8 protein-coding genes are annotated in these 12,856 nt (G+C 37.8%); all 8 read right to left on the bottom strand.

Annotated features, from left to right (window positions below; genetic code table 11):
• Positions 1 to 65 precede the first annotated feature (65 nt).
• On the bottom strand, positions 66 to 1,316 hold the full coding sequence (locus AC6I0I_RS08210) for a tetratricopeptide repeat protein (RefSeq protein WP_161832276.1): 1,251 nt from the start codon (positions 1,314 to 1,316) through the stop codon (positions 66 to 68).
• A gap of 10 nt (positions 1,317 to 1,326) precedes the next feature.
• A complete protein-coding gene (gene aroA / locus AC6I0I_RS08215) occupies positions 1,327 to 2,598 on the bottom strand; it encodes a 3-phosphoshikimate 1-carboxyvinyltransferase (protein ID WP_262950702.1) in 1,272 nt (423 codons plus the stop codon).
• On the bottom strand, positions 2,589 to 3,671 hold the full coding sequence (gene aroB / locus AC6I0I_RS08220; protein WP_161832278.1) for a 3-dehydroquinate synthase: 1,083 nt from the start codon (positions 3,669 to 3,671) through the stop codon (positions 2,589 to 2,591). Before aroB ends, aroA begins: the two co-directional genes overlap by 10 nt.
• Entirely contained in the window at positions 3,671 to 4,822 is a 1,152-nt protein-coding gene (aroC, locus tag AC6I0I_RS08225; protein WP_161832279.1) for a chorismate synthase, read from the bottom strand. Before aroC ends, aroB begins: the two co-directional genes overlap by 1 nt.
• Positions 4,823 to 4,833: 11 nt before the next feature.
• Positions 4,834 to 5,397, bottom strand: coding sequence for a GTP cyclohydrolase I FolE (gene folE / locus AC6I0I_RS08230; protein WP_161832280.1), 564 nt, complete (start codon positions 5,395 to 5,397; stop codon positions 4,834 to 4,836).
• 471 nt (positions 5,398 to 5,868) lie between these two features.
• A complete protein-coding gene (locus tag AC6I0I_RS08235) occupies positions 5,869 to 7,290 on the bottom strand; it encodes a glycogen synthase (RefSeq protein ID WP_262950701.1) in 1,422 nt (473 codons plus the stop codon).
• A gap of 4 nt (positions 7,291 to 7,294) precedes the next feature.
• The gene (gene glgC / locus AC6I0I_RS08240) at positions 7,295 to 8,560 is read right to left on the bottom strand and encodes a glucose-1-phosphate adenylyltransferase (RefSeq protein WP_161832282.1); all 1,266 of its coding nucleotides are present in this window, start codon (positions 8,558 to 8,560) and stop codon (positions 7,295 to 7,297) included.
• A gap of 359 nt (positions 8,561 to 8,919) precedes the next feature.
• On the bottom strand, positions 8,920 to 12,492 hold the full coding sequence (gene nifJ, locus AC6I0I_RS08245) for a pyruvate:ferredoxin (flavodoxin) oxidoreductase (protein ID WP_161832283.1): 3,573 nt from the start codon (positions 12,490 to 12,492) through the stop codon (positions 8,920 to 8,922).
• Positions 12,493 to 12,856 lie beyond the last annotated feature (364 nt).

Consider the following 12,856-nt stretch of genomic DNA (forward strand, 5'->3'; position numbering starts at 1 on the left):
ATTATACACCATTTAAAAGTTAATCTTTAAAGACCATGAAATCTTTTTTGAGTTTTATACAATTGTTACATCAAATTCTCTAATAACTCTCGTGCTGGTGCTAATGTGGCATCCAAACGTAAAATAGTTTCTAAGTGAGTTACTGCCTCGCTTTGGCGCCCTTCCTCAATTAAAAACTGAGCATAATCGAATAAAAAGTCAGGATTGTCCTTATAATTCATCCATGCCTTTTCAAAAGAAGCCGCCGCTTGATCATAGTCTTCTAACTCTAAAAAGGCGATAGCTAAATCCCATTCAAAATGATCATCAAATAGTCCATTTTCCTCATAATGGTGAACATTATGGACCACTTCCTCATAGTCGTGAAGGGCTAAACAGATACGATTTCCTCTTAAAGCAGCCTCGACATCTTCAGGATCTAAATTTAATGTTTCATAGTACGCATCACGCGCTCCTTCTAAATCCTTTAATTGTTCAAGCGCTTCTCCTTTTAAAAAGTAGAGTTCGGCATTAAACTCATTATGTTTAATTCCCTCCTGAATCACTTCAAGGGCCCGATTCGCCTCTTCTTCCTTTAAATATATCTTACCGAGTAATGGGTAAATCGTGTCATAGCTAGGATCAAGTTCTTTGAGCTCATTAAACGTGCGCTTAGCTAATGAATAGTCCCCTACTTGATACGCAAGAAACCCTTTGTTAAATAATTGATCTGTATTTAATTTTCCAAAGTACTTTTCTGATAAGTTAAATTGTTGAAGTGCCTGTTCAAACTCACCGATATGACTATAACATGTTGCTAATCGATCATAGACGTTAACCTCTGCATTTAAGGCACATTCAATCAAATCTAAGTATAAATCTAACGCTTGTTCAAAAGCCCCAATATGATAGTAAAATTCAGCATACGCTAAGTGAATTAAATCATTCTTAGGTTCTAGGGCAAGCGCCTTTTTTAATTTATCTTCAGCAACTTCAAATAGTCCCTGAGCGATATACATGTCGGCCTCTAATAATAATACACTAACATTTGTTTCTTCGTCGCTTCCAGATAAAAGCTCTAACGCTTTTTCATCTTCTGCTAAGTCTAAATATAAGTCGGCTAAAAAGGTTTTTAAGTTCACCTCATTAGGATATTTAGCGAGCAACGGTTCAACGAGTTCAATGGCCTTTGAAACATGAGAAATAGCAGCAAAAATTTGTGCAATAATAAAAATTTCATCGTCCGTTGCATCAAATGCAAAATGTTGCATTTTCTCAATGATATCCTCTGTTAATTGTCCTTGTTCGTATTTTTCAATAAAATATTCAATTGCCATTTTAACACCTCTAATTTTCTGATAACGCTTGTAAATGTTGTAAAAAGTCCGGATAAGATATATTCATAGACTCAACATCTTCAATAACTAATGGTTTTTCTAATAAGAGTGAAGCGACGCAAAGCATCATCGCAATACGATGATCTTTATGGCTAGATACCTTAGCCTCGCAAAAATCCTCCATAGGATTTCCCTCAATAATCATTCCGTCTTCTGTCGCCTTAATCTTAGCTCCTATCGATGACAATTGCTGAACAGTTACATCGATACGATTCGTTTCTTTAACCTTTAACTCCTCAGCATCCTTAATGACTGTTGTTCCAACCGCTCTAGTTGCAAGCAAGGCTAAGATAGGAATTTCATCAATTAAGCGTGGAATCAACTCTCCCTCAATAACCGTTGCCGTTAGACGAGGCGTATACTCTACCTTTAAATCAGCTACAGGCTCGCCTCCAAAATAACGTGGGTTAAGAAGGGTCAAATTTCCTCCCATCGACTGAATAACGTCAATAATCCCGGATCTCGTTTCATTAATTCCCACATTATTTATGATAATTTCACTTCCAGGAACAATCAGTGCGGCAACTATAAAAAAGGCCGCAGAAGAAATATCTCCAGGTACAAAAACTTCTCCAGGTGTTTGGGGCATTTGAGGGCCCTCAATCGTAATCACTCGATTGAGCTTTTGATAGTGAATTTTAAAATCTTCAAACATCTTTTCGGTGTGATCTCTCGTGGGAATCGGTTCACTAATCGTTGTTCTTCCCTTTGCTAACATCCCCGCTAACATCACCGCCGATTTAACTTGTGCGCTAGCAACAGGTAATACATACGAGATACCACTTAAGTGACTTGGAAAGATATGAGCCGGAAGCGTTGCTTCCTCCTTTAATTCAATGCGCGCTCCCATTTGAGAAAGCGGGGTCACTACCCGTCTCATTGGCCGCCTTGATAAAGAGTCATCCCCGATTAATGTCACCGGTTTTTTCAAATAAGGAAACACGCCCATTAATAGGCGCGCTGTCGTCCCGGAATTTTTAGCATCTAAAACTGGAGACTCAATCTCAAAGGAGTCGATTCCCGGACTCGTAATCGTTAAACAGTTATTCTCAATGTGAGATTTAACGCCAAAGCTTTTAAATATTTCAAGTGTACTTAGACAATCTTCCCCAAGAAGTGGGTTATAAATCTGGGTTGTTCCCTTTGAAAGGCTACTAAATATAATAGCACGATGAGTAATCGACTTATCTGAAGCTACCGTTAAACTTCCTTTTAGTGACATACACGCTCCTCCTTCGTCGTGAATTCGCTAAGAAATTGTTTAAGTAACGTTTCAAGCCCCGCTATCGAAAATGAAACCAACTCGGGTTTAGCTAGTTGATTTAGCAAGACGAAGCGCACCTGTTTTCGTTGATTTTTTTTATCATGCATCATGTACCCTAAATACCGTTTAGCATGATCGACGTTAAACGGAAGTGGGAAATGCAGTCGTTTTAAATAGGTCAAATATTGACCGATAGCTAAATCAATACCAAAAATATGTTCACTTAAGTAAAGCGAAAATAAGATACCAATCGCAACGGCCTCTCCATGGGAAAGTTCCTTTTCATCTAATTCAATGGCATGTCCAAATGTATGACCAAAATTTAGATAGGCACGACATCCCTGTTCAAACTCATCCATTTGAACAATTTCCATTTTCACCATGAGGCTTTGAATTAATAACTGGGCAAAAGTCTCGTCCAAAAGGGCATCTAACGATTGAATTTGTAGCAACTGACGAAGTAAAGAGGGATTCGCAATAAATCCATGCTTAACCATCTCTGCTAACCCACATCGCCATTCCTTTTCCGATAGTGTTCTTAAAAAACGCAAATCATAAACCACGGCTTTTGGGGGATAAAAAGCGCCAATTAAATTTTTTCCTAATTCATGATTAATAGCGACCTTCCCTCCAATAGCACTATCATGGGCCAGTAATGTCGTTGGAATTTGAATAAAATCTATCCCTCTCATATAAGTCGCGGCAACAAATCCAGCTAAATCGCCCACAACGCCCCCACCGAAGGCAAGTAAACAGGCTTGACGATCGACTTGACTTTCGATAAGGAACGTCTGAATCTGATGATAACAATCAAAGCTTTTTGAGCTTTCCCCGGGAGTAATAATATAAGTTATCGTATTTTCCGGCAATACGTGTGATAACTTTTGATAATGTAAATCATAGACTGTTTGATCGGTCACAACAATCGTTTGAGTTGCCTGTTGTAAAAAAGGCGCTAGGACACTTAGGCAGTCTTCCCCAATGTAAATGGGATATTCACTTGATGACGTTTTAACTTGTAATTGTTTCATTAAAAATCCCTCATCGCTTGACGATGACGATTCATCGCCTCTACTAAGTTTGACATTTGATTTGATCCAAACTCCTCTAAAATTTCACGGGCTAACTCCATCGCAAGCACAGATTCTAGGACAATTCCGGCCGCCGGCACCACACAACTATCTGATCGCTCAATCATACTCTTTTCAACCTTTTTCGTTTCTATATGAATCGAATTCAAGGGTTGGTATAACGTTGGAATAGGTTTAATCATCGCATGGACAACCAATGGCATTCCATTAGTCATTCCACCCTCGAAGCCACCGTAGTGATTACTCGTTCGTATAAATCCTTGGTCATAGGCAATTTGGTCATGAACCTCACTTCCAAAAGAAGAACTTGAAAGCATCGCATCACCAAAATACACCCCTTTTACCGACTGAACCCCGATAAAAGCGGCCGCAATTTTGGCGTCTAACTTACGATCAAATTGAACATAGGTTCCAAGGGCCGGTGGCACATTTTTAGCGAGAACCTGAACGATTCCTCCTACTGAATCCCCTTGTTTTTTCGCATCATCGATATGTGCACACATCTTAGCAGAAACAATCGGGTCCACACATCGAACAGGCGAGTCTTGAATAGCCTCTTTAATTTCGTCAAAGGATAAATGCGTTTCCCCGATTGAAACCTTTCCAATTTGTAAAACGTGCGAAAGAACCTCAATTCCTAGCGCCGCTAAAATTTGTTTAGCAACAGCACCAACGGCAACGCGAATGGCCGTCTCACGGGCTGAGGAACGCTCTAATACATTTCTTAAATCACGGTGTCCGTATTTCATCGCCCCTACTAAATCCGCATGTCCAGGTCGTGGAACCTTTTTAATGTCGTATTCTAATGAAGGAATTGGCTCAATAGCCATGACCTCTGACCAATTTTTATTATCCTTATTCTTTATAACGAGTGTAATAGGCGATCCAAGTGTCATCCCATGGCGTACCCCACTTGTAATCTGCACTTGGTCACTTTCTATCTTCATTCGATCGCCACGTCCATAGCCTTGTTGACGGAGTTTAAGATCTTTGTTAATCATCTCTTCAGTTAACAAAAGCCCCGCAGGAACCCCTTCAATAATAGCCGTTAACTGTGGACCATGTGATTCACCGCTACATAAATAACGCATCCTATTCCTCCTTATCCTTTTATTAAATTTAACACTTCCTGTCTCATCGCTAAATCTTCTTTAAAAATTCCAGTGCTATAAATAGTTTTCGTGATTGCACCAGGTTTCTTAATGCCGCGCATCACCATGCACATATGTTCAGCCTCGATGACTACCATGACCCCTTTAGATTGAATCGAATTCGCAATTGTATCTCCTATCTGTTTTCCCATACGTTCTTGAAGTTGAGGTCTTCTTGAAATGACGTCTGTTACACGTGCAATTTTACTTAATCCAACAACCTCATTATTTTCCGGATAATAAGCCACATGAACTCGTCCGAAAAATGGCAGTAAATGATGCTCACACATCGAATGGAAAACGATATCTTGAACAACGACATATTGATCATATTCCTCACTAAAATAAACCTCTAAATGTTTTTTCGGATCCTCATGTAACCCTGAGAAAACTTCTTCATACATACGTGCGACACGCGCTGGTGTGTCAATGATTCCTGGTCGATTTGGATCCTCTCCAACTGCTTCTAAAATCATCTTAACCGCTGTTTCAATTTTACTTTTATCCACTGACATATTATCACCTTTTCACCTAGTCATTCGACATTTAAATATATATGCTATTTTATCATATTCTATATTAAAAATGACGAACATTTTCAAAATACGCGCTCTATGTCTCCCGTTATTTCCTATTATAAGACAAAGAGAGGGTCCTTAAACATCCCCCCTCTTTTAATCTCAAAAAAACTCTACTTCCCCGCACACCTTCTAAGCAAAGAAAAAGATTGTTCCCATAACCCACTGCCTTTCATAAATTTAACTTTTTCAAAAATGGCCTTCCATTGACGTTGCGTCATTCCTTCAACAGGATAACAATAACAACCATCCTAATGACAAACGAGAATCCTCCTCATACATTAAATTCTCACCTTATCAAAAATTAGAACCATTCTACGTGGCAGTTTATCATCGCTGATAATTAATCGTTATCTGAAACCGATGGTTATTTCTCGGTTATATGAGAAAAAAAAGCATAAAAGCAAGTTAGCTTGCTTTTATGCTTTCTAATGGTTGATCCATCATTGATTGATATAATTCAACATAGCGTTGGGCCGAATTTTCCCAAGAATAATCTCCTGTCATCCCTGCAACCATCAATTGGCGCCAAACATCTTTATCTTGACGATAATAATTTACCGCGCGGCGAAGTGTGTGTAGCATATCGTGTGCATTGTAATTTGTAAAACTAAATCCGTTTCCTTCGATTGTTTCTTCGTTGTACGAATGAACCGTATCGTTTAATCCTCCCGTTTCACGTACAATCGGAACCGTTCCGTAACGGAGTGAAATTAATTGTGATAATCCACATGGCTCATATAATGACGGCATTAAGAACATATCGCTTGCTCCATAAACTAAATTAGCAAGCTCTCCGTTATATCCTAAATAGATTCCAACTTGATTTGGGTATTTATCGCGAATCCATTGGAAATATTGTTCGTATTTCGCTTCCCCTGATCCAAGTAAGAAAAACTGTACGCGATCATAAATTAAGTGCTCTTCTAAAATGTGTGTGATTAAATCAAGCCCTTTTTGTGAGTCTAATCGAGTGATAATACCGATTAATGGAATATCAGGATTTACTTCTAAATTAAAGCGCTGTTGTAACTCTTCTTTATTTTTAGCCTTTAATTCAAGCGTTTCAACGGTATATGGAGAAACTAATGCCGGATCCGTTTCTGGATTAAATAAATCCACATCAATTCCATTAACAATTCCTGTTAAATCCGCTTGACGCATTTTTAAAATATGATTTAGATTCTCTCCATAAAAATCAGTTAGAATTTCTTTCGCATACGTTTCGCTAACCGTTGTTACCTTATTCGCATACTGGATTCCTAACTGCATGTAGTTAATTTGAATATCATCAAAACGATAGCCTAGATGGCGAACAGCATGCGATGAAAATTGACCTTGGAATCGTAAGTTATGAATGGTATAGACCGTTTTGGTATTATAGTAAAATGGATCCGCATAATAGCGTTGATTCATAAAGAATGGAATCAATCCTGTTTGCCAATCATTTGTATGAATAATATCTGGCTGGAAGTTAATATTTTTCAATAACCTTAACGTAACCTCACAGAACATTGCAAATTGGTAATCACGGTCCGGACAATCATAGATAGAATCACGATTTGAAAATAAAGGTTCAAACATTAAATAATATTTGATTCCCTCTAATTCAACACAGTTAATCCAGAACATTTTCCCCATGACTTCAACATTCGTCACCCAATAGGCCCCTTTTAATAACCCTTCTGGGATTTGTTTATAGCCCGGCAAAATCACACAAACATCATGACCTTGTTTGGCTAATGCTTTTGGAAGGGCGTATGCCACATCGGCTAGCCCCCCCGTTTTAATAAATGGATAAACTTCTGACGAGACAAATGCAACTTTCACCGGCTTAGGCCTCCTTAGCAGGATAGATTGTACGACCACAAGTGATGATTTTATCATTGAAGTCTTCTTCTGAAACATGTGGGAAGATACGAACGTTTCTTTCAACAATTGTTCCCTCAGGTAGACGTACCCCTTTACCAATAACATTTAAACCACTAGATAATACTTTTGGTTTATCTTCATTTGCACATGATACTGCTCCGCGTCCAATAATACTTCCTTTACCGATGACGCATTCTTTATCAATGATTGCTCCGTCAATGACACATCCTTCTTCAATAATTGTGTCATTCATAATAATACTATTACGAACAATTGCATTTGGATGAATATGAACACCTGGACTTACCACGCACTTTGTAACTGATCCAGCGACGATTGATCCATTTGAAATTAAACTTTGGCAAACTTGAGCTTTTGAACCAAATTTAGCTGTTGGTTTTTCCTCGCTCTTTGTATGAATAATCCAATTTGGATCATACATGTCTAATTGAATTTGATCAACAGTTGTTGTTAATTCTAAGTTAGCCTCTAAATATGATTCATAAGTTCCAACATCTTTCCAATAATCACGGAAGCGGTAAGAATAGACGTGTCCATGCTCAATTAAATGTGGGATAACATCGCTACCAAAATCTAATCCCTCTTTTTTAAGATGTTGTAATGTATTGATTAATACATCTGTTTTAAACACATAAATTCCCATAGAAGCTAAATTACTTTTAGGTTCTGCTGGTTTTTCAGCGAATTCTACAATACGTCCGTTCTCATCATCTGTTAAAATTCCAAAACGTGAAGCTTCCGCCCAATCTACTTCTTGTGCACAAACGGTTACATCTGCATTGTTATTAATGTGTTGTTCAATTAATGGACGATAATCCATTTTATAAATATGATCTCCTGATAAAATTAAAACATTATCCGGATTTTTACGTTTAATATAACTAATGTTTTGTAAAATTGCATCCGCCGTTCCTGTATACCATTGATCTGATGAATGCCCTTCACATGGTTGTAATAATGTAACTCCTGTATTTTTACGGTCAAAATCCCAAGCTTGACCTACCCCAATATGCTCGTTTAATGATAAAGGTAAGTATTGAGTTAAAATCCCAATATCATAGATTTCTGAATTTGAACAGTTACTCAATACGAAATCGATAATTCTAAATTTTCCTGCGAATGGAACGCTTGGTTTTGCTCTCCCAAGTGATAAAATGTCTAAGCGTGACCCACGCCCTCCTGCTAAAATCATAGCTAAAGTCTTCATTAAAAATTCCCCCATTTCTATCGTTTAAGCTGGCCATTAATTTTTATTCAGCACTACTTAGCACCTTCGAACCACCTAATATTATCACGCTAGATTCGGTATTTTTATCGTCTTTTGTCACATACCTCATAATTATTCTGTTTTATCGTAACCCGTTACACATCACCTATCAAGAAAACGTTTTCTCGACATTTTTATTTCTTTTATGACCCTTAGATGTTCTTTTTTGTCTTTTAATGAATGGAGAGAAAACCCCACTAGCCTGACTAAATCCGTTAATTTAACCAATAAAAAAATGTCTAACGCGAGGGGTTCCCCTACGTTAGACATTTTTGATGTGTGAGTACGTGTGTATGAAATTATTCTTCAGTTACTGTTTCTTCTACTTCAACCTCATCTGAGAAGTCTAAAGCAGCCATACGTTGTAATTGGCGGAATCGACGTTGTGCATCTTTACGATTAGCCTCTAACAACTCCTCTGCATGATCTGGATTAATTTTTGTCACCTGAGCATAACGAGCTTCACTCATTAAGAAGTCACGGTATTTATCCCAATTTGGAGCTTTTGAATCCAATTGTAATGGATTTTTCCCAGCCTCTAATAACTCAGGATTGAAACGATATGTTGGCCAATAGCCACATTCAGTAGCTAATTTTGCTTGGCTCATTGAGTTTGCTAAACCGCCTTTAATCCCGTGTGCGATACATGGTGAATAAGCGATAACAATTGATGGACCTTGATGTTTTTCAGCTTCCATCATTGCTTTGATTACCTGTGCTTGATTTGCACCGTGAGAAACTTGGGCAACATAAACGTGTCCATATGACATCGCAATGGCAGCTAAGTCTTTTTTCTTACCACCTTTACCTGACGCTGTAAATTTAGCGATTGAAGCGGCACGCGATGACTTAGATGACTGACCACCTGTATTCGAGTAAACCTCTGTATCTAAAACTAAAATATTAACATCTTCATTATTAGCGATAACGTGGTCTAATCCACCATAACCGATGTCATAAGCCCATCCATCTCCACCAATAATCCAGTTCGATTGTTTAACTAAGTAATCTTTTAAATCTAAAATTTCTTGAACCTCTTGATTCGAAGAGTTTGCAATTGCAACCTCTAATTGAGGAGCTAATGCTTTTGTTACTTCTCCACTATTACGGTTATCTAACCATTTCGTAAATAATCCCGCTAATTCAGCATCAACTTTTTCGATATTTTCTTCCATTAATAATCCGATACGGTTACGTAATGTTTCTGCTGCAATGTGCATACCGAATCCAAACTCTGCATTATCTTCGAATAATGAGTTCGCCCATGCAGGACCTTTCCCTTCAGCGTTTGTTGTATAAGGTGTTGCAGGGAATGATGCACCGTAGATTGATGAACATCCTGTTGCATTGGCGATAGTCATACGATCACCAAATAAACGCGTTAATAAACTAATGTATGGCGTTTCTCCACATCCTGCACATGCTCCTGAGAATTCGAATAATGGTTGAGCAAATTGAGAACCTTTAACCGTTGTTTTCGGTAATAAATCATCTTTATAAGACACTTCGTTGAAGAAGTAATCCGCACGAGCAGCTTGCCCTGCTTCTAACTCTTCACCAATTGGAACCATAACTAATGCTTTATTTCCTTTTTTACCTGGACAGATGTGGGCACATACTTCACATCCTGTACAGTCTAATGTTGAAACTTGAATACAGTACTCTAAACCATCTAATCCTTTACCAATTGCTTTTAATGTACGTGTTCCTTCTGGCGCTTGCGCCTTTTCAGCCTCAGTCACTAAGAATGGACGAATAACCGCATGAGGACATACGTAAGCACATTGGTTACATTGGATACAGTTTTCCTCAATCCATTTTGGAACAAAGTTTGCAATTCCACGTTTTTCATAGGCCGCTGTTCCATTTGGCATTGTTCCATCCGCATAATCAACAAATGCTGAAACAGGTAAAGTATCTCCTTTACTATGGTTAATCACATCAGCAATTGTTTCTACGAAATGAGGGCGTCCTTCAGAAACTTTTACCTCTTCGTCGGCTAAGTTCACCCATGCAGGATCAACTGTAACTTCTACTAATCCCTCTGCCCCTTTATCAATCGCAGCAAAGTTCATCGCAATAATAGCCTCACCTTTACGTGAATATAATTTTTCTACATACTTTTTCATTAATTCTTGCGCACGAGCGTAAGGCATAATTTGTTCATTTAATTTAAAGAAAGCAGATTGCATAATCGTATTTGTACGACGTCCTAATCCAATTTCTTTAGCTAATGTCACGGCATCAATAATATAGAATTTCGCCTCTTTTTGTGCTAATAACTTTTTAAAGCTATTTGGCATATGTTCTACAATCTCTTCTGCTGAATGAACCGTATTTAATAAGAACGTTCCACCTTGGCGTAATCCGCTAATCATATCATATTTTCCAATGTATGTATCCATTGAACATGAAACGAAGCTTGGTGTAGAAACTAAATAAGGCGCACGGATAACATCTTTTCCAAAACGTAAGTTAGAGCGTGTTAATCCACCTGATTTCTTAGAATCATAGGCGAAATATGCTTGCGCATATAAATCCGTATTTTCTCCAATGATTTTAATTGTATTTTTATTAGCACCAATTGTTCCATCTGATCCTAATCCAAAGAATAACGCTTCGGTTACATCATCATTTAAAACCATGATTTCTTCTTTAACTGGTAATGATTTAAACGTCACATCATCAATAATACCTACCGTGAAGTCATCTTTCATTTCACCTGATAGATTATCATAGATTGCAACAATATGTGAAGGTGTTGTATCTTTAGAAGATAATCCGAAACGACCTCCTACAATTTTTGGAGCATTTTCACGGCCATGGAAAATTGAACGGATATCTAAACATAATGGCTCACTTGTTGCCCCTGGTTCTTTCGTACGGTCTAAAACCGCAATACGTTCTACCGTTTTTGGTAATACATTGAAAAAGTATTCTGAACTAAATGGACGGTATAAATGAACGGTAATAACCCCGACTTTGCGTCCTTCATTTTTAATTAAATAATCAACTGTTTCTTTAATCGTTTCTGTGATTGATCCCATGGCTACGATAATTTCAGTCGCATCTTCTGCCCCATAATACATAAATGGTTTATACTCGCGACCTGTAATTTCGCTAATTTTCTCCATATAATCTGCAACGATGGCTGGTACTGCATCGTAATATTTATTTTGAACTTCGCGTGTTTGGAAGTAAACATCGTCATTTTGTGCTGAACCTTTTGTCACTGGGTGATTTGGGTTAATCGCACGAGCGCGGAATTCACGTACTTTATCATAATCTAATAATTTTCCTAACTCTGCATAGTCCATCACTTCGATTTTTTGAATTTCATGTGATGTACGGAATCCATCAAAGAAATGTAAGAATGGAACACTTGATTTAATCGCTGCTAAGTGAGCAATTCCTCCTAGGTCCATCACCTCTTGAACAGAACTTGTCGATAACATAGCAAATCCTGTTTGACGAGCAGCATAAATATCTTGATGATCCCCAAAGATTGATAATGATTGAGCCGCGATCGCACGAGCCGATACGTGAATAACTCCAGGTAATAATTCACCCGCAATTTTATACATGTTTGGAACTTTTAATAATAACCCTTGTGATGCTGTATAAGTCGTTGTTAATGCACCTGCTTGTAACGATCCATGGACTGTTCCAGCTGCCCCCGCTTCTGATTGCATCTCCACTAATTTCACTGGAGCTCCAAATAAATTTTTCTTACCTTGTGATGCCCATAAATCTGTATACTCCGCCATAGGTGTTGACGGCGTAATTGGATAAATTCCTGCGACCTCTGTAAATGCATACGAAACATAAGCCGCTGCTTGGCATCCGTCCATTGATTGGAACACTTTAGACATAAAACTTAACCTCCCTCATTCATAACTAGAAATATGTCCATTATACTATACTTAACTCTTCAAAACAATGATAGTAAAATGCTTCCATTATGATTCTAACATTTTTTAACATCATAATCAATTAATGGTGTAAACCTTTATTTTCCCCTTATCGAACCCATTCTTACCCTTCGCTTAAATAACGATTTAATTCGATAAAAGGAACGTTTTTTCATCTTTACTTTCTTAGTATACCTAACATTTATCAACTATCAAAGTTATTTGCTTTTATTTTTAAAAAACATTATAACGATTATTTTTTTACCTCGTAAAAAAACTTACAGGACTCATTAGTTTTACCATGAGCCCTCGTAAGTTTCACTCG

This window comes from Turicibacter sp. St.80E1 (genome assembly GCF_059728495.1).